Annotated in this window: 17 protein-coding genes; 12 read left to right on the top strand and 5 right to left on the bottom strand. The window is 67.7% G+C overall.

Going from position 1 to position 18,330, the window contains the following annotated elements:
• Positions 1 to 54: 54 nt before the first annotated feature.
• Complete coding sequence (locus ACGFNJ_RS19950; RefSeq protein WP_393449851.1) at positions 55 to 297, bottom strand: hypothetical protein; 243 nt, start codon at positions 295 to 297, stop codon at positions 55 to 57.
• Positions 298 to 636: 339 nt separating this feature from the next.
• Between ACGFNJ_RS19950 and ACGFNJ_RS19945 the strand changes: the two genes are divergently transcribed.
• The 6 genes from ACGFNJ_RS19945 (at position 637) to ACGFNJ_RS19920 (ending at position 7,185) form a co-directional block, all read left to right on the top strand.
• The gene (locus ACGFNJ_RS19945; RefSeq protein ID WP_393450057.1) at positions 637 to 1,812 is read left to right on the top strand and encodes a lipase family protein; all 1,176 of its coding nucleotides are present in this window, start codon (positions 637 to 639) and stop codon (positions 1,810 to 1,812) included.
• A 228-nt stretch (positions 1,813 to 2,040) separates the two neighbouring features.
• Complete coding sequence (locus tag ACGFNJ_RS19940) at positions 2,041 to 3,477, top strand: lipase family protein (protein WP_393449848.1); 1,437 nt, start codon at positions 2,041 to 2,043, stop codon at positions 3,475 to 3,477.
• 208 nt (positions 3,478 to 3,685) lie between these two features.
• Positions 3,686 to 4,753 (top strand): fused (3R)-hydroxyacyl-ACP dehydratase subunits HadA/HadB, encoded by a 1,068-nt coding sequence (locus tag ACGFNJ_RS19935; RefSeq protein ID WP_393449845.1) that lies wholly within the window; start codon positions 3,686 to 3,688, stop codon positions 4,751 to 4,753.
• A gap of 78 nt (positions 4,754 to 4,831) precedes the next feature.
• Positions 4,832 to 5,776, top strand: coding sequence for a helix-turn-helix domain-containing protein (locus ACGFNJ_RS19930; protein WP_393449842.1), 945 nt, complete (start codon positions 4,832 to 4,834; stop codon positions 5,774 to 5,776).
• A 183-nt stretch (positions 5,777 to 5,959) separates the two neighbouring features.
• The gene (locus tag ACGFNJ_RS19925) at positions 5,960 to 6,604 is read left to right on the top strand and encodes a TetR family transcriptional regulator (protein ID WP_393449839.1); all 645 of its coding nucleotides are present in this window, start codon (positions 5,960 to 5,962) and stop codon (positions 6,602 to 6,604) included.
• Positions 6,601 to 7,185: a hypothetical protein gene (locus tag ACGFNJ_RS19920; protein WP_393449836.1), complete on the top strand. Its 585-nt coding sequence runs from the start codon at positions 6,601 to 6,603 to the stop codon at positions 7,183 to 7,185. The genes ACGFNJ_RS19925 and ACGFNJ_RS19920 overlap by 4 nt, the downstream gene beginning before the upstream one ends.
• A 207-nt stretch (positions 7,186 to 7,392) precedes the next feature.
• Here ACGFNJ_RS19920 and ACGFNJ_RS19915 read toward each other — a convergent pair whose 3' ends face one another.
• Complete coding sequence (locus ACGFNJ_RS19915) at positions 7,393 to 8,943, bottom strand: acyl-CoA carboxylase subunit beta (protein WP_393449833.1); 1,551 nt, start codon at positions 8,941 to 8,943, stop codon at positions 7,393 to 7,395.
• A gap of 602 nt (positions 8,944 to 9,545) precedes the next feature.
• Here ACGFNJ_RS19915 and ACGFNJ_RS19910 point away from each other — a divergent pair.
• The 4 genes from ACGFNJ_RS19910 to ACGFNJ_RS19895 all read left to right on the top strand — a co-directional run bounded on the left by ACGFNJ_RS19910 (position 9,546) and on the right by ACGFNJ_RS19895 (position 13,538).
• Positions 9,546 to 10,454 (top strand): transcriptional regulator, encoded by a 909-nt coding sequence (locus ACGFNJ_RS19910; RefSeq protein WP_393449830.1) that lies wholly within the window; start codon positions 9,546 to 9,548, stop codon positions 10,452 to 10,454.
• Positions 10,455 to 10,513: 59 nt separating this feature from the next.
• Complete coding sequence (locus tag ACGFNJ_RS19905) at positions 10,514 to 10,813, top strand: hypothetical protein (protein ID WP_393449827.1); 300 nt, start codon at positions 10,514 to 10,516, stop codon at positions 10,811 to 10,813.
• A complete protein-coding gene (locus tag ACGFNJ_RS19900) occupies positions 10,810 to 11,847 on the top strand; it encodes an alpha/beta hydrolase (protein WP_393449824.1) in 1,038 nt (345 codons plus the stop codon). The genes ACGFNJ_RS19905 and ACGFNJ_RS19900 overlap by 4 nt, the downstream gene beginning before the upstream one ends.
• A 107-nt stretch (positions 11,848 to 11,954) precedes the next feature.
• Positions 11,955 to 13,538, top strand: a complete 1,584-nt coding sequence (locus ACGFNJ_RS19895) for a GMC family oxidoreductase (RefSeq protein WP_393449821.1) — start codon at positions 11,955 to 11,957, stop codon at positions 13,536 to 13,538.
• A gap of 1 nt (position 13,539) precedes the next feature.
• Here ACGFNJ_RS19895 and ACGFNJ_RS19890 read toward each other — a convergent pair whose 3' ends face one another.
• Positions 13,540 to 13,887, bottom strand: a complete 348-nt coding sequence (locus tag ACGFNJ_RS19890; RefSeq protein WP_393449818.1) for a DoxX family protein — start codon at positions 13,885 to 13,887, stop codon at positions 13,540 to 13,542.
• 90 nt (positions 13,888 to 13,977) lie between these two features.
• Here ACGFNJ_RS19890 and ACGFNJ_RS19885 point away from each other — a divergent pair, with 90 nt between their 5' ends.
• A complete protein-coding gene (locus ACGFNJ_RS19885) occupies positions 13,978 to 14,844 on the top strand; it encodes a sigma-70 family RNA polymerase sigma factor (protein ID WP_393449815.1) in 867 nt (288 codons plus the stop codon).
• A 58-nt stretch (positions 14,845 to 14,902) separates the two neighbouring features.
• On the opposite strand, the gene ACGFNJ_RS19880 is transcribed toward ACGFNJ_RS19885, so the two are convergent.
• A complete protein-coding gene (locus tag ACGFNJ_RS19880; RefSeq protein ID WP_393449812.1) occupies positions 14,903 to 15,379 on the bottom strand; it encodes an HAD-IIIC family phosphatase in 477 nt (158 codons plus the stop codon).
• Between the two features lie 388 nt (positions 15,380 to 15,767).
• Here ACGFNJ_RS19880 and ACGFNJ_RS19875 point away from each other — a divergent pair, with 388 nt between their 5' ends.
• Positions 15,768 to 16,988 (top strand): PucR family transcriptional regulator, encoded by a 1,221-nt coding sequence (locus tag ACGFNJ_RS19875; RefSeq protein WP_393449809.1) that lies wholly within the window; start codon positions 15,768 to 15,770, stop codon positions 16,986 to 16,988.
• Positions 16,989 to 17,002: 14 nt separating this feature from the next.
• Here the strand turns inward: ACGFNJ_RS19875 and ACGFNJ_RS19870 are convergent, their stop codons facing one another.
• On the bottom strand, positions 17,003 to 18,199 hold the full coding sequence (locus ACGFNJ_RS19870; RefSeq protein WP_393449806.1) for an esterase/lipase family protein: 1,197 nt from the start codon (positions 18,197 to 18,199) through the stop codon (positions 17,003 to 17,005).
• Between the last annotated feature and the right edge of the window lie 131 nt (positions 18,200 to 18,330).

The raw sequence follows: 18,330 nt of genomic DNA, 5'->3' as shown, positions 1-18,330 counted from the left end.
CAAGTGACTTTCGGTGTCCGGACGAAATCCATTCGGGCCGTAGCGCACTATCGCTCAGTGCCAGAGTGACCGGCACGGTAGCCTGCGCAAACCCGGGTGGATCTTGCCGTCGACCGTGACGGTGAGCCCCGCATGCACTGCCGCCGAGGTGAATTCCCACGCCTCGGTGCTGCTTGCGGCGTACTCGAGGACCATCGCGTCCTCCGGGGTCGGGCCGTCGAAGTAGACCGTGACCCGGCGCGTCGGCGGCTCCTCGACACGGTCGCGATCAGCGAGTTTGCGCGCAGTGCCAGCCATGCGACCGTCTCCCTTCCGCCCGGACACGCCGGTACCAGTGAAGGTAGAGCGCTTCGCATGGGGGCGAACATATTCCGTCCCATTGGCTGGACATCTCACAGCACATGACCGGTGCGGTGGGGGAGTGTCACGAGGCGGCGCGCTCATCGATCACAGACCGGACGCCCCAAACTTGTGAATTGTCAAAACGATTCCGGTCCGCCCTGCCGGTCCTCGGGAAAATTGTCAAAGATGATCACAACGTGGACCATTTTCGAGAGGTATCGATCGATGAGTGAGGCCCTACGTTCGATGGGCAGGGGTGTGTCCCGCAGGCGATCACTGCGCAGACTGGCCGCAATGGCCGCAGGCGTGCTGCTGGTAGCCACGATGGCCGGAGCCGCGCAAGGCGAGCCGTTGTATCCGACCCCCGATCCCGATCCCTTCTATTCGACGCCCGCGGACATCGCGGACCGGCAGCCGGGCGATGTCATCGCGACGCGGCCCATGCCGCCGTTGATGATCTTTCCCGACACTACGGTGACGGTCGTCCGATTCCGATCCACCAGTTCTGAGGGCAAGCCGATCGCGGCGACCACCACGGTGCTCACCCCCCGGGTGCACGCCAAGGACGGACCGCTGCTGTCGTTCCAGCACATCATCAACGGACTCGGCGCCGAATGCTCGGTGTCCCGCGTTCTCTACACCGGCGACCCGAACCTGATCGTCCGCGAGGCGCCCGGCTGGAACGTGCTGCTGCAGCGTGGCTGGAGCGTGGTGCTGCCCGATCATCTCGGACCGAACTTCGCCTACGGCGCGGCCAAACTCGGTGGGCAGATCACGCTGGACAGCATCCGCGCGGTCAAGCAGGTCGCCCAGTTCGACGTGCAGAAGAGTCCGGTCGCGATGGTCGGCTATTCCGGCGGCGGCATGGCCACCGCGTGGGCGGCCGCACTGCAGCCGACGTACGCGCCCGAACTGCAGATCGCCGGCGCGGCCATGGGCGGCGTGCCGATGAACCTGGTGAAGATGATGGAGGCGCTCGGTCTCAGCTCGCATCCGGTGTTCGGGCTCGCCTTGGCCGCAGGCCTCGGTCTGGAGCGGGAGTACCCGGACCGGTTCCCGCTCAGCGACCAGTTGAACGAGCGTGGCCTCGCGGCCAGGGCGCAGATGGCCAACAGCTGCACCAACGACATCCTGGCGGCGGGTGCGGGCCGTGGTGCGCTCGACTTCGCCAAGACCACCTCGATGATCAACGACGCGACCGCACGGCGCGTCGTCGAGGAGAACAGTCTCGAACTGTACGACGGTGTGCCGAAAATGCCGGTGTTCGAATGGCATTCGCCGATCGACGGGCTCATCCCCGTGGATGCGGTGGTGAACACCGACCGCCGCTGGTGTGCAGCGGGTGCAACGGTGCAGACCGAGCAAATTCCGGTGCCGGACCATCTCACCGCTGCGGTGCTCGGCATTCCGGCGGCGTTGACCTGGCTCGACGCCCGTTTCCGAGGGGAGAAGGCGCCGAGCAATTGCTGACCGTGTGACCGCAGCCGAGCCGAACTGATTCGCCACGAGCGACATTCGGCTCGGTTGTTGCGGTTCGGATACGTGTCATGCACGACTCGGCCGCTTCGGCGCGTCGCAGGGCATCGGCCGGTTAGCCTGACTGCCTGGCCTCGGTTCGGTAGGGGACATTTCGGGGGCCGAAGGCCGCATCTGCCCGGGGCCAGACGAACCTGACGTCCGCACCCAAAGGCGTGTGCCATGAGATGCTTGCCTGCCATTGCCGTGGCCTTACTGCTGCTGTGCCCGATTGCGACGGGACCGGCGGCCGCCGAGCCGCCGCCTGCGCCGCCCATTCCCGGGCTGCCGCCACTACCTCAATTGGCGGATCTACCAGGATTGTTGACGCCGCCACCGGCCGAGGCGCCGCCGCTGCCCACTCTGCAACAGTTCATCGATCAGGTGGTTCCGGCTCCGCCGCTCGCGCCGGTTCCACCCGAGTCGACGGTGATCCTCGACTCGAATCCGCAACCCTCCACGATCGCGCTGCACCGGGCTGTGCTGCCCGAGAACGTCGGCGACCCGATCTTCGACGCATGGCCCGCGAACCTGGCCGACCTCGCCGAGGGCCAGCTGATCGAGGTCAGGGACATCACCGCGACGACAGCCCCGCTGATGCTGCTGCCGATTCAGCGCGCGCAGCTCTTGAAATACCGGACCACCGACGCGAAGGGCGCGCCCTCGTACGCCACCGCGACGCTGGTGGTGCCCGCGGCCGCCTGGTCGGGACCCGGTCCGCGCCCGGTGGTGGTCAACAACCTGCCGATCGATGCGCTCGGACGGACCTGCACGCCCGGATACACGCTGGCGCACGGCTTCAACACCGACACGAGCGTCACCGACTTCATCCCGCCGACGACCTATATCGCCGCGTTGCGCGGCTACGCCGTGCTCATCCCCGACCACGAGGGTCCGTGGATGGCCTACGCCGAGCCGGTCACGGCAGGGCATGCGGTGCTCGACGGCATCCGCGCGGTCCGCGGGCAATTCCCGGTCGAGTTCGGCGCGAGCCGATTCGGCATGGCTGGTTACTCGGGCGGCGCCATCGCCACGCACGGTGCGGTGAAGCTGATCGAAGGCTACGCACCGGAATTGGCGGACGTCATCGTCGGCGCCGCGCTCGGCGGCGTCCCCGCGGACTATCAGATCCTCGCGCGCAGCATGAACGGCAACCTCGCGTCGGCGGTGTTCATGGCCGCGGTCTTCGGCATCGGCAGGGAGCGTCCGGAGATCCTGGCGCGGATGAACCATCTGGCGCAGTGGATCGCGACCTCGCCGGTGAAGAACTTCTGCGGCAGCACCTATGGGGCGATCGGTATCCTGATGCTGCCGATCGATGTCGCGGCCAACATCCCCGACCCGCTGAATTCCGAAGTGGCCGACCAGATTTACCGGGTCACCAGGATGGCGGACATGAAATCGGCGACGCCGCTGTACATCTACAACGGCGAGCAGGAGTTCTGGATCCCGGCCGAGGGCGCGCGCAACCTGTACCAGGAACAGTGCAGGCTCGGCGTGCCCGCGGTGTACCGCAGTGTGTTCGGTGAACACATCATCGCGGCCGGGCTCGGCTATCCCGAGGCGATGCTCTGGCTGGATCAGCGACTGCACGGGGTGCCTGCGCCGAACGAATGCTGAACGGTTGCCCAGCACCGGGTCGGCGTCAAGCCTCCTGAATTTTTGGTGTTGCACGCGGCGCCGATGCGGCGATCAATCACGGACGACGCTCCTTCGTTTCGGTGGAGCCCGGTCCGCACTTCCCGCCCACGGGAGGTGACCATGCCGCGTTTCGGTATTGTGTTGCGGTCCGGGCGAGCTCGACGCCGCGGATTCGCGAAAGAGGCACATGAACGACATCACGACGACTGCATCCGAACAGGCACAGGCCTTGGTGGGCCGCCACTACCGGATGACGGAGCACTACGAGGTAGGACGGGAGAAGATCCGCGAGTTCGCGCGCGCCCTGCAGGACAGGCATCCGGCGCACTGGCACGAATCGGCGGCCGCCGACCTCGGCTACGACGGCCTGATCGCGCCGCTCACCTTCACCTCGATCGTGCTGATGTTGATGCAGCGCAAGATGTTCGAGTCGGTGCTCACCGCCTACGACATCGGCCAGGTGCTGCAGACCGAGCAGTCGATCCAGGTGCACCGCCCGGTGCTCGCGGGCGATCAGCTGCACTGCGTCTCGTATGTCGAGTCGTTCCGCCAATTCGGCGACAAAGACTTCATGGTGACCAAGAACGTGCTCACCAACCAGCACAAGGAGCTGCTGCAGACCGCGACCTCCACCGCGGTCGCCCAGACCGGTGTCGAGATCGCCACCGAGCTGCGGACGGCGGTCGACGGCGTCATCATGTCCGGGCAATCGGGCGCCGACCGGCACGAGGCCGCGGTGCAGCGGGCCGCCCTCGGCGAAGAGGCCGGTGTGGTCGAATGTTTCGATGAACCGCCTGCCGCCGACCCGAAGGATCGGCAACGGACGCCGCGGACGGTGCCGAGCTTCGACGAGTTGTCGGTCGGCATGGAACTGCCGTCGCGTTCGTTCGTGCTCTCCCGCGGTGATCTGGTGAATTACGCAGGGGTGTCCGGTGATTCGAATCCGATCCACTTCAGCGACGTGGTCGCGCGCAGCGCGGGCCTTCCGGATGTCGTCTCGCACGGCCTGCTCACCATGGGCCTCGGCGCCGGTTACCTCACCGAGTGGCTCGGTGATCCCGCCGCCGTCACCGGGTACGGCGTGCGCTTCGCCGGGTTCGCGCCGGTGGCGGCGACCACGGCGAGCGTCATCGAATTCCGCGGCAAGATCAAGGATCTCGACCCGGAACAGCGGACGGCAACCCTCGCGCTTACCGCGACCTGTGACGGCAGAAAGCTGTTCGGACGGGCGATCGCGGACGTCGCGCTGGGCTGAAAGCACAGCGCCTTTGGGCAGCGGCACAGGGTCTTTGGATAGTAGAAACGGACAGCCGTCGCGTGGCAAACTCGGGGAATGCGTGCTTCGGAGGTGCGGCAGTCTGCTGAACCCCTCCGTGTCGGGATGAATCCGGCCGGTGGTGGCCCCACCGTGCTCCGGATGGTGCTCGGCGGCAGGCTGCGCAGGCTCCGGGAGGCGGCCGAGATCAGCAGGGAGGAGGCGGGCGACGCGATCCGCGGCTCGCACTCCAAGATCAGCCGACTCGAGCTGGGCCGCACCGGTTTCCGGGAACGTGACCTCGAGGATCTGCTGGATCTGTATCGCATCACCGACCCGACGGAGCGCGAGGAGTACCTGGAGCTGGCGCGGCAGGCCAACGCGTCGGGCTGGTGGCATCGCGACAGCGATTGGCTGCCCAAGTGGTACGACACCTACCTCGGCTTGGAGCAGGCGGCGACGCTGGTCCGTGCCTACGAGCCGAGGGCGGTGCCCGAGCTGCTGCAGACCCCCGAATACGCGCGGGTGCTGCTGTCGCTGGCCCATTCGAACGAGCCGCAGTCCGCGATCGAACGCCGGGTGGCGCTGCGCATGCGCCGGCAGAACATTCTCGACCGGCTCGACCCGCCGCAATTGTGGGTGATCGTCGAGGAGGCCGCGCTGCGTCGCCCGATCGGCGGATCCGCGGTGTGGCGCGCCCAGATCGAGCACCTGCTGCGTGCGGTGGCGAAGCCGAACGTCACCGTCCAGGTGCTCGCCGACCATGTCGGCGGGCCCGCCCTGGCCGACGGGGCCTTCACCATCCTGCGTTTCGCCGAGGCCGACCTGCCCGACATCGTCTACCTGCAGCAGCTGACCAGCGCGCTGTACCTGGACAAGCAGGCCGACCTGGACGCGTATCGCGCTGTGGCGAACCAGCTTTCGGTGCACGCCGCGCCGCCGGAATACACCGTCGGGCTGCTCGAAGCGCTGCGCAGGCGCCAGCCTGCGATCCTCGATGAGCCCGCGGGACCCACCAGCTGACCTTGCTCTCGCACGCCGGAACGGTACGGCGTGATTCGGTGCCGTCGAAATGGGCATCTGATAGTCGTGACGAATTGCCGACCCTCGACGGGGTGTGCCGTGCCGATGTGCGGCCCCCGAGGCGCGTCGACACGGGCGGCGAGGTATTGTCCCATTGGGACAATAAGGTGGTAGAGTGAAGCTATGAGCGACACCGGTGTCGATCTGGATGGCCGTCGGCTGCGGACCGTACGCAGCAGGGAGGCGCTGACGCGCGCGGCCTTCGATCTGCTCACCGAACGCGGTTTCGACGCCGTCGGCGTCGAGGACATCGCGGTGCGCGCGGGAGTCACCCGGCGCACCTTCAGTCGCCACTTCACGTCCATCGTCGATGCCGTCCTCGGTGATGTCGACCAAGACGTGCACGCGTTCAACGACGCGCTGTGCCGTCGGCCCGTGACCGAACCCCCACTGCTGGCCTATCGCAACGCCATTCACGACTGGTTCGAAGCGGCACACGGCGGCGAGCGCGCCGAGCTGCTGGCCAGGCGGTGGGCGCTGTTCCAACGATTCGACGACGAACCGCAGTTGTTCGCCGGATATCAGCGCATTCGCGTCGAAGGTCAGCGAGAATCGGTGCGGATCATCGCCGCTCGCCTCGGCGTCGACCCGGAGCGGGACGCGCGCCCGGCCGCCGCGGTGGCCGCGGGCGCCGGGCTGCTCATCGCAGCGCTGCAGGCCTGGGCCGCAGGCGACGATCCGAACGGCCTACCCGAACTCATCGAGGAATACTTCGACACTCTCGTCGCACTCACCAAAGAATTCCGGAACGAGGAGTCACCGTCATGACCACTGAGTCGGTGAGCATGTACCGCCGGACCTGCCGCCGCGTCGGGCTGGATCGTAATCCGATGCGCCGCAAGGAAGATCGGGTGCAAACCCTGGTCTCCGTCGTGCTGGCGCTGCTGTTCCTGATAATCCTGCCGGTGCTGATCATGTCGGTCGGCACCAGGGTCTACCGCACGGAATCGGCTGCGGTGCAGGCCGAAACGGCGCAGCTGCGGCAGATCGAGGCGACCGTGACCGCGACCGGGAAGGCGCCGCTGTACGCGCCGATCATGCCTGCCACCGTGCAGTGGAAGGACGCCGACGGCACGCTGCACACCGACGACTACCAGTCGCCCACCGTGGTGGAACCCGGTGCGACCGTGACTCTTTGGCTCAACGGCGCAGGAAGGATCGTCGAACCACCGTCGCAGTCTCAGGCCCTCAGCAAGGCCCTGCTGCTCACCACGGGCGCGGTGTTCGGGGCGACGGTTCTACTTGCCGGTTGCTACGTCGGGCTGCGGCACACCCTCGATCGGCGACGGCTGCGGATGTGGGAAATGGAGTGGGCCACCGCGGATCTGCGCTGGGGCAGCCACAGCTGAGCAGGTGTGCGACGTGCCCGCCGGCGAGGGTAGGGAACAGGCGGCGGGCACGTCGCGTGCCCGGCCCCATCGCGGCGAACGACGGCCGGGCACACTGTCGAAGCTAGGTCATCGGCGCGTTGCGCGTCCGGTCGGTGGCACGGCACCGGACAACCCATGATCATTCGCCCGGTTATGTTGTGACACAACACAACCGGGCAGCACCGTCTATACGGGCATCAGGCTGTGCTTGCGCGGGTTCGGCTTCGTCGCCGACTTGTCGCGCAGCAGTCGCAGCGCCTTGCGGATCTCCAGCCGAGTCTGCGCAGGCTCGATGACGGCGTCGACGTACCCGCGTTCCGCGGCGATCCACGGCGTAGCCATGGTGGCGTTGTAGAAGTCGATCATCTGCTGGCGCACCGCGGCGCGCTGCTCGACCGGGGTGGCCTCCAGCTGCTTGCGGCCGATGATGCCGACCATGCTCTCGGCGCCCATCACCGCGATCCGCGCGGTCGGCCAGGCCAGGCTGATGTCGGCGCCGAGCTGCTTGCAGCCCATCACCGCGTAGCCGCCGCCGTAGGCCTTGCGGGTCACGATCGTCACGATCGGCACGGTCGCCTCGATGACCGCGCGAAAGAAGCGCCCGCCGCGCTTGATCACGCCGTTGCGCTCCTCCTCGACGCCGGGCAGCACGCCGGGGGTGTCGACGACGAAGACGAGCGGCAGCCCGAAGGCGTTGCAGAGCCGGATGAAATGCGTTGCCTTGTCCGAGCATTGCGCGTCGAGCGCGCCGCCGAGCACCTGCGGTTGGTTGGCGACCACGCCGACGCTGCGGCCGTCGACCCTGGCGAAACCGGTGATCAGGTTCTGCGCGGTGTCGGCGCCCATCTCGTGGAAGTCGCCGTCGTCGAAGATCCGCAGCAGGATCTCGTGCATGTCGTAGCCGACCTTGTCGGCGTCCGGAATGATCGAATTGAGTTCCAGGTCATGGCTGGTCAACTCGGGCTCGAGCCCAGGATTGACCACCGGCGGCTGCTCCAGGCAGCTGGTCGGCAGGTAGCTGAGGTAGTTGCGCACCCAGTCGAACGCGGCCTGCTCGTCCGGGGCGACATGGTGGATGGTGCCGTTGCGGGCCTGGACGGCGGCGCCGCCGAGTTCCTCCGCGGTGACCTGCTCGCCGGTTACCGCCTTGATGACCTCGGGGCCGGTGACGAACATGTACGACTTGTCCGTCGCGACCAGCACATCCATGTTGACCGGGCCGTACACCGAGCCCGCCGCGCACTTGCCGAGCATGACCGCCACCTGCGGCACGTACCCGGAGAGGTCCTCTTGGCGGCGGCACATCAGCGCATACCAGGCCAGCGAGGTCACCGCGTCCTGGATGCGGGCGCCGCCGGAGTCGTTGATCGCCACGACCGGGCAGGCCTTCTCGTAGGCGAATTCCATGGCGGCGGCGACCTTGCGGCCGAACATCTCGCCGACCGAACCGCCGTGCACGGTCTGGTCGTGCGCGATCACGACGATCGGCCTGCCGTCGATGCGGCCGCGACCGGTGACAACGCCGTCGCCGTACATGGCGTTCTTGCCGCCGCCGGGCGCGCGCATCAGCGCGCCCATCTCGACAAAGCTGCCTGGATCGAGCAGTGCGCGTACCCGTTCCCGTGCGCTGGGTATGCCTTTGGCCTTGCGCTTCGCGATGCCGGTTTCTCCGGCGGGCTCTTCGGCTAGCTCCAGGATCCCTCGGAGCTCTTCAAGCTTCTCTCGCGTACCGCTCATCTGTGGTAGTGCCTGCCCTTCGAACTCTGCTCTGTCGCCGTAGGTGCGCGCAGCGCTCGATGCTATCGGGGGTCCGAGCGGCTGCACAGTTGTTCTTCGTATCCCATGGGACAGCTCACAGGTTCGCCCAGCGCTCCGTTGATCCATGCAACACTCCGCGCTGCCAGCGTAAGGGCGCGGTGTTTGTGCAAGGTACCAGTCATCGGGCGTCGCGGCGATGAGAGTTCCCGACAGCCGGGCGTAGGTCTGGGCACGGGTGCCTGACCGGGCTTAATGTTGAAATGAGCGACGCAGCGCCGGTTTGCGCGGTCGGCGCTGCGTCGCTCATTTCTTTCGGCGACCTCATGGCCTGGCCGCAGATTTTATGCGGGCGGCACACTTTCAGCGATCGAAAAGCGCGTTCAGCCAGCGCGTGCGGGGTCGTGAAAATGTTTCTGATTCTTGTGAATTCGCCCAACAAGCCGGGTTGGCACTGATGACTTCCCCGATTCCGGCGGCGTATCCCGTTGGCGGCCGAAAATCGTGGCTAGCCTTCATTAGTCATGACGGCACAGCGAGTGAGATCGAATTCCGATAATCTGGCATCGAAGCTGCTCGATTACTTGGCAAGACCGCCGGGTGACCCCTCGTCCGGTGAAGTCGCCGCCGCCACCAGAAACTGTGTGGCGGCGGCGGTCGAGCGGCTCGGTCCGCGCCGGGCCTCGATCGCTGAACCGCCCGAAATCGCAGGCAGCGCAACACGATGGGCGCGTGAGGGCGTGGCGCTGGAGACCGTGCTCGGCGCCTATCACGACGAGCTTCGTTCGGGTCTGGCGTTCATTGCGGCCGAGACCGAGGACGACAAAGTGGTCGCGGGCGCGCAGCTGATGCTGCGGGTGCTGGAGATGGTCACGGTCACCACCTCGACGGCCTACGTGGACGAACATCGCGTGGTAGCAAGAGAACATCAGACCGCGGCGCAAACTCTGGTGTCCGCGCTGCTCGGCGGGCACGGCGTCGCCGAGCTGGCCAAACAGACCGGTATCGCGGTGGCGCCCGCCTATCAGGTTGTGGCGCTGAGCATTCCGGCGCATCCGGAGGAGCGAAGACCCGGTGTGAGCGCCGCGGCGGCCCGGCACCGACTACGCAGGGTGCAGGCCGCGCTTGCCGATCCGCTCGGCTCACGTGCGTTGTCGCTGTTGTCGGTCGCGGGTGGCACGGTGCTCGTGCCGATCGAGGACCGGTCGGCGCGCGTCGGCGTTCCCGCGGTGACCGCGGACGTGCTCGGCGTGCTGAGCGAAGCCGCGGAGGTGCCATTGACCGCGACCACGGCCAGCGGCCCGACCGCCCGCATCCCCGAACTGGCCGCTCGCACACACGATGTGCTGGACAGCGTGCGCGCCGCCGCGCGGCCGCCCGGCCTGTATCGGGTTGCTGAGCCCGAAACGGACAACGATTGTGATACTGCCCAGTCCGATCAGCCGCCATCCGTCAATGCGACTAATGAACACGAATTCGGCTGGTCGGCTTGATATTTCACACTATCGTCGATCGTGCCGTGCCGGGTCGCGCCGAGAACAGAGGAGTGTGGGTGACCACCGCGCCGACCGATCGCGATGTGCTCCGCACACCGGAATTCGTCGCCGGAAGTTCACTCGTTCGCCCGGCGTCCGCCACCGGGAATTGTCATAAGAACTCCGGAACAGTGTGCGCCGCGCCCATCGCCGGGCGTAGGCTCCGACCCGAAGCCACCGACGAAAACCTGTGCATGACCGATGACCGCACCACCTGCTCTCGCGCACTGCGCCGCGCCATCGTGGCCGCGGCCGCGCGTGGCCGAATGCCTGGATCGCCCGCCGACCAGGCCGCGCGAGGTGTCGTAGCGCGATGAGTCTGCGAGGGCCGATCAGCACGGCGGCGATGGCCATCGTTCTCGCGGCAGTCGCCGCGCCCGCAGTCGCCGACGACGTCCCCGGGGTGCCGAGCGGCCCACCGCCCGCCATCGATCCGTCGATGACCAGGACCGGACTGCTCGCCGTCGACAACGTCGGACCGCAGCACGATCGTCTGAAAATCGCCTCCGCCGCCATGCGGCGCGTCATCGAGGTCGACGTGCTGCGCGGTGCGGGCGCCGCGCCACGGCCGACCCTGTACCTGCTCGACGGCGTCGACGGCGACGCCACCTCGGGCTGGCTGAGCAAGGGCGGCGCCGCGAAATACTTCGCGGACAAGCCGGTAGACGTGGTGGTGCCCGGCGGCGGCACCGGCAGCATGTACAGCGACTGGGAGCGCCACGACACCGCGCTCGGCCTGAATCGCTGGGAAACGTTCCTCACCGGCGAGCTGCCGCCGATCGTCGAGTCGCTGCTGAAGTCCGACGGGCGTCGCGCGATCGCCGGGGTCTCCATGGGTGCGCAGGCCGCGATGATGCTGGCCCAGCGCCACCCCGGCCGCTACCGCGCCGTTGCCGGCATGAGCGGATGTTATTCCACCGCAGACCCTTTGGGTCACGCCGTCACCACCATCACGGTCGCATCGCGCGGCGGCAACGTGGAAAACCTGTGGGGCCCACCGTCTTCGCCGGAATGGGCCGCCCACGACAGTGTGCTCGGCGCGGAGGCGTTGCGCGGCACCGCGATCTACCTCTCCGCCGCGACCGGTGCACCGACCGACGCCGACTTGGTCGCGATCGCGCAGTCGCCGTCGGTCGCCGACGCCCTGCGGTTGGCAGGCGGCGGTACCGCATTGGAGGCAGGCGCCCGCTCGTGCACGGAGCGCTTCGCCGCCAGACTCGGCGAACTGAACATCCCAGCCACCATCGACTACAGCCCGACAGGCATGCATTCCTGGCCGGACTTCGAGGCAGGCCTGCCGCGCGCCTGGCAGGCGCTGGCACCGGCGTTGGGCCTGCCGATCCCGCAATGAAGTGCTAGTTCCCTTGGCGGTGACTTGGCTCCGGTTGCGCCGAAAGTGGACAACGGTCCACCGCTAACTCGTATCTTTGCCGTAGGCGTGCAGATCGGAGTGGGACAGTGCAACCAGATGGGCTTACTGCGGACTACGTGATTGTCGGCTCCGGATCGGCGGGGGCGGTGCTGGCGAATCGGCTCAGCGCGGACCCGGGGACCACGGTGGTGCTGCTGGAAGCGGGGCCGCCGGACAAGAACAAGTTTGCCCATATTCCCGCAGGGTTCGCGAAACTGTTTCGCTCCGAAGTCGATTGGGACTATCTCACCGAACCGCAGCCGGAGCTGAAGAATCGGCAGATCTACTGGCCGCGCGGCAAGATGTTCGGCGGCTCGTCGTCGATGAACGCGATGATGTGGGTCCGCGGATTCCGCGCCGACTACGACGAGTGGGCGCTGCTCGCGGGGCCGGAGTGGGGGTTCGCGGCCGCGGTCGACCAGTTCCGGCGGATCGAAAATGTCGAGGACGCGCAGTATCCGGACGAGGGCGCCACCGGTCCGCTGCACATCTCGCGGCAGCGCAGTCCCCGCGCCTCGACCGCCGCATACCTGCGTGCGGTGCAGGAGGCGGGTTTCGAGCTGGAGCCACCGAATCGGCCGGAGCCGGAGGGGTTCTGCCAGACGATGGTGACCCAGCAGGGCGGCAGGCGCTGGAGCACCGCGGACGGTTACCTGAAACCCGCTATGCGCCGCCCGAACCTGACGGTCCGTACCGAGGCGCTGGCCACCAGGGTGCTCTTCGAGGGAACCCGCGCCGCCGGTGTCGAATACCACCAGGGTGGCGGGCCGCATCGGGTCGCGGCGCGGCGCGAGGTCATCCTCTGCGGTGGCGCGATCAACAGTCCGCAGCTGCTGATGCTTTCGGGCATCGGCGATCGGGACGAGTTGGCACGCCAGGGCATTCGGGCGCTGCGCCACGCGCCCGAAGTGGGGGCGAACCTGCAGGACCATCTCGTCGCCGGCATCGGCTACACCGTCGCCGATTCGCTGTTCGCCGCCGAGAAGCCGCGCCAGCTGCTCGATTACCTGATCCGGCACCGCGGCATGCTGACCTCCAATGTCGGCGAGGCGTACGGATTCGTGCGCAGCACACCGGAACTCGATCTGCCTGATCTCGAGCTCATCTATGCCCCCGCCCCGTTCTACTACGAGGGTCTGCTCGATCCGACCGAGCACGGCAACATCCTCGCCGCGGTCCTGCTGCGCCCGCACAGCCGCGGCCGGATCACCCTCACCTCGCCCGATCCCGCCGCCAAGCCGATGATCGACCCGCGCTACCTGTCCGACAGTGCGGGCGCGGATCGCGCCGCGTTGATGGCGGGCCTGCGGATCTGCGCCGACATCGCCGACGCGCCCGCGATGAAGGCCGTGCTCGGCCCGATGATCTACCCGCCGCAGGCGCCGCAGCATCGGGAAGCCGCGCTCGAGCTCGCGCTGAACGGCTACTCGCACACCCTGTATCACCCGGTCGGCACCTGCCGGATGGGCACCGACGTGGCCAGCGTCGTCAACCCGCGCCTGGAAGTCCGTGGCGTCCAAGGCCTTCGGGTCGCCGACGCGTCGGTCATGCCGATGCTGATCCGTGGCCACACGCATGCCCCCGCGGTGTTCATCGGTGAGCAGGCGGCGCAGTTCATCCTGAAGGGCTGACTCAGGAGGCGACGAACAAGCCGAGCGAGCCGGCCGCCAGCGCCAGATAGGGCATCGGGTAGGCGAGGTCGCCGTAGCCGCGGGCGCGCAGGATGGTGAGAATCGCGCCGAGGAAATAGAGGACAAGGCAAATCGCGGCGGCCAGGCCGAGCGCCGGGATGGCAAGGCCGACAAGGAGTCCGAACGCGCCTGCGGCCTTGATGACGGCCAATGGATAGAGCGTCCATTCGGGGAGCCCGTAGCTCTTCATGTTGTCGCGCACCCATTGAGCGCGGAAGACGTCGATGCCCGTCGCGATCAGCATGGCGATCGCGGCGACGACGGTGACGATGACGTAGGCAGTGGACATTGGGGGAGACCCTCCTGTTTCGTGGTGCGATCGGTCTGCGATCGTTGCGCTGTCTTCCGTGTGACGGACGGCGGAACGGAAAGGTGACCGATGCCCGCGCAGGACCTGCTCGCACAGCGTTTCGAGACGCAGCGCGGCCAGTTGCGCGCGGTGGCGTACCGGATGCTCGGATCGCTGAGCGAGGCCGAGGACGCGGTGCAGGAGACCTGGCTGCGACTGGCGACGCACGACACCAGCGAGGTGGCGAACCTGCCGGGCTGGCTGACCACGGTGGTGTCCCGGATCTGCCTGGACATGCTGCGGGCACGGGCGACGCGGCGGGAGGATCCACTCGACCTGCTCGCCGAACTCGGCGACACCGCCTACGACAGCGATCCGGAACAGGAAGCGGTGCTGATCGATTCGGTCGGTCGCGCGCTGCTCGTGGTGCTCGACCGACTCGGACCCGACGAGCGAGTGGCGTTCGTGCTGCACGACCTGTTCGCGCTGCCGTTCGATCAGATCGCGCCGATCGTCGGGCGTACTTCGGCGACCACGAAGAAGCTGGCGAGCCGCGCGCGGCAGCGCGTGCGCGGGGAAACCGCGCCGGGACTCGCCGCACAGCGGCCGGTGGTCGAGGCGTTCTTGACCGCGGCCCGCGGCGGCGATCTGGCGGCACTGCTGGCGGTGCTCGCGCCCGATGTGGTGCGGATCGCCGATCCTGCCGCGCTGCCCGCCGGAATGGCCGCGGTGGTCGCCGGCGCGACCGAGGTGGCGAAGGAAACCGTGCTGCTGCAACGCCGTTCGCGGGTGGCCGCGCTCGCCGTCGTCGACGGCGCGATCGGCATCCTCGTCGCGCCGCGCGGGCGACTGCTGCTCGCGCTCGTTGTCACCGTGCGCGACAACCGGATCGCGGCCTATGAGGTGATCGCCGAGCCTGCCCGTCTGCGCACGCTTGATATCGCGGTACCCGCGTGATCGCCAGGGCAGCAACGTAATCGTGCCCGCAGGGCGGGCGGGCACGGAGAGCGACGGTCTACAGCGCGGGTACCCTGGCGAAGCCGATCGGCGGGGTCCGGTTCGGTCCGGACGGCAGCGCGGGCCGGAAGTCCGGCAGCACCGGAAGCACGTCGACATTGCGGGCGGCATAGCAGCGCACCTTGGGCAGCGCGCGGGTCACTTCGGCGCGTTCGACCGGCTCGTCATCGATGAAGCCGATGGTGTCCAAGGTGAGCCCGAGCGTGGCGCCGATCCGGATGATCGCCGAAGACTTCGGGCCCCAGCCGATTTCGACGGCCGAGAACATTTCGTAGACGCCGCGCCGGTACAGGGTGGCCATGGTCAGGTCGTGATCACCCCGGCTGGCCACCGCGTGCCAGATTCCTCGCTCGCTGAGCAGCCGCAGCGTGCGCAGCGCCGCCGGACGTAGTGCGCCACTGGACGCCTCGCTGACCGCGCCGTCCCACAATGTGTTGTCCAGTTCCCAGACAAGACATCTCAGAGCCGGTCTCACCGCAAGCCCCTATCGGTTCGTCTTCCCTGCCATCCTGCCGCGCACCCTTGCCGGTACTGCACACCCTCTCCGGCACGGCATATCTCCGGCAAGCCCCTGGTTCGGTGGGGTTTGGCCCAGCGCGAGCGATACTACCGCCAGGGCGGTCCGCGCTCGGGGCAACCGACAGAACCGCTGGTACCGGATTTCGCCGCCGAAGGATCCGCTGGTCGCGGCCCCCCGCCGCCGTTGTGACAGACCACCAACACCAACCGACCAGTCTGCACCTAGACCACAGAACCCGGCGAATCGGTCCGCGCCGAAGACCGAACGATTAGTGTGAATGCGCCGCACAGCTACATCCCCGGGGGCGGGTTACATCGAGATCCGGGGGCGGAAGGAGTGGTCAATGTCGATCGACAACTCGGCGAGGCAGATTCTGACCCTTGCAGGTAAGCCGATGTCGCAGCCACTCAAGGACGTTCGTGCTTTATCGCGTCAGATGGTCGGGCACTTCGTCGAGAACGTCATCCCCTGCGGCACGTTGCCGTCCGACGCGATCTCCGGTGACGTCACCACCATCACCAGGGTCTGCCTCGAATTCGCGGTCAGCATGCTCGACGGCCAGGACATCCCGGGGAAGCTGCAGCGCCTGCAGGAGGCTGCCGCGGGCTGGGCGCGCGAGGGCGTGCCGATCGACACCATCCACCACTCGATCCACGAGGGCTTCAAGATCGGCCTGGACCTGGTGGTGTCCGACGCGTCCATCAAGGACTACGACAGCCTGGTCGACGGCGCCAAGATGGTGCTGGAAATGCTGGACATGATCAGCTCGGCGATCTCGGTCGCCTACATCAGGGAACTGCGCTCCGTGGTCAGCGAACACCACACCGCGGTGCACACACTCACCTCGGCGCTGCTCGGCGGCCACAGCACCTCCACCATGGCCCGCGAATGCGGCATTGCCATCGCCACCTCGTATGCCGTTCTCGCCGTGGCGATTCCGCCGCACCGCGAGGAGAACAACCCGATGATCGACAGCCAGGTCGTCGCGCGCCGCAAGCTGCGCCGGGTGCAGGCCGAGCTCGCGACGCGCTGCGGCGACAGCGCGTTGTCGCTGCTCAGCGTCGACGGTGGCACCGTGCTGATTCCGTCGCACGGGTTCGACAACGAGGGCTTCGACGGACTGGTGACGCAGTTGTCGACCGCCGCTCAGGTCGGCATCACCGCGACCATGATCGAGGCCACCCCGGAACAGATTCCCAACGCCGCCGACCAGGCCCACGAACTGCTCGACATGGTGCAGCGCCTGGAAGCGGTGGCCGGGCTGTACCGGTTCGACGAGCTCGCGCTCGAATACCAGCTGACCAGGCCGGGTCCTGGCCGGGAGTACCTCGGCCAGTTGCTCGACCCGCTGGACGAGCATCCCGAACTGCTGGAAACCCTGCAGCGCCACATCGGCAACAACCTCAACCGCCAGCGGACCGCGCGAGTCCTGCACGTGCACACCAACACCGTCGACTATCGCCTCAAGCGGATCGGCCAGCTCACCGGTTTCGATCCGTCGCAGCCGTCGGGCCTGTGGTACTTGCGCTCGGCATTGGTCGCGCGGTCCTACCGCACCGCCTGAGCGGTGCCGCGGGGCTAGAGCTTGCCGCCACCGCCGAGCAACCACGGGTTGGCCGTGCAAACCAGGTCGGGGTGGCCTGCCTGGTCGAGCGCGCGCAGCGCGATGGACAGCGCGCGTGGCGAGTACATGATCGTCAGGTGGTCGGAAACGTCCTGCTCGCAACCGTCTTGGAGGGTGATGTTCTGCACCGTCGCACCGGCGACGGGCCGCAGGAAGGTCAGCTCGTATGGCGTGGTCACTTCGTCGTAGCGGGAGCCGACGACGGTGTAGTCGACGCCTGCGACGGTGTCACCGTTCGCGTTGAGCCGGTTGACGAAATCCGAGCCGACGGTCTGCTGGATGCCGGCGTGGCCGACGAAGAGCTCGACGAAACCGAGGATGTCGATGCCGAAGTTGTTGATCGCGCGGCCGAGCGCGCCGATGCCGATCAGGGTGGTGCCGTGGTGGGTCGCGCCGAAGGTGACGAGGTGGCGCACCTTGTCCGCGCCGCCGTGGAACTTGGTGTACCAGTTGGCCATCGCGCCGCCCTGCGAGTGCGCGACGATGTCGACCTCGGCGGCGCCGGTGGCGGCGAGCACCCGGTCGACGAACGTGGCCAGCTGCGCGGCGGAGTCCTGGATGTAGCCGGTGCCCATCACGCCGGGCAGCACCGCACCGAGCCCGCCGCCCTGGATCGGGGTGGACCGGCCGTAGTTGACGGTGAACGTGCACAACCCCGCGTCCTTGATCGGCTGCCCCATGAACGCGAAGCCGTTGTAGGCGTTCATCCAGGTGCCGTGCAGCAGGATCACCGGGCGCGGATGCTCGGCGGTCGGCTTGCATGCCCAGTCGTTGGCGCCCGGCGGCGCGACATCCGGATTGAGCAGGCCGTAGCCGAAGGCGGCCAGCCAGGAGGTCATCGGCGGGCCGTATCCGACTGTGTCGCTGGCATATCCACCGGACAGTCCTGCGCTGCTGCCCGAGCCGCCGTAGCAGTTGCCTGAGCCGTTGCCCGAGCCTGCCCCGCTGCCGGAGGTACAGGCCGAGCCGGAGCCGCTGCCGGATTCGGCGACCGGCGCGGCCTTCCGGCCCGCGGCGATGTAGTCGGCGAGCGTCTGGTCCGTCGGTTCGGCGGGTGGCGCGGCGCCGGCGCCGACCCCGGAGATGCCGAACACGAGCGCCGAGACCCCGACGAACACCGCTGCCGTGAGCGTGGACGAATTCCGTTTCATTGCATGCCTTCCCGTTTTGCGCAAAATGCGAGCCGCAGTGCCCGATAATTCGTTCGACGGCACTGAAACTGCGCCAACGCTAGAGCCGGTTGTGCGAGTGACCCAGCGGGCGAATCGGGATCTGGACAGTT

The sequence above is a fragment of the Nocardia sp. NPDC049149 genome (assembly GCF_043197455.1).
Lineage (GTDB): Bacteria > Actinomycetota > Actinomycetes > Mycobacteriales > Mycobacteriaceae > Nocardia.
This window is presented reverse-complemented; position numbering and strand designations above follow the sequence as displayed.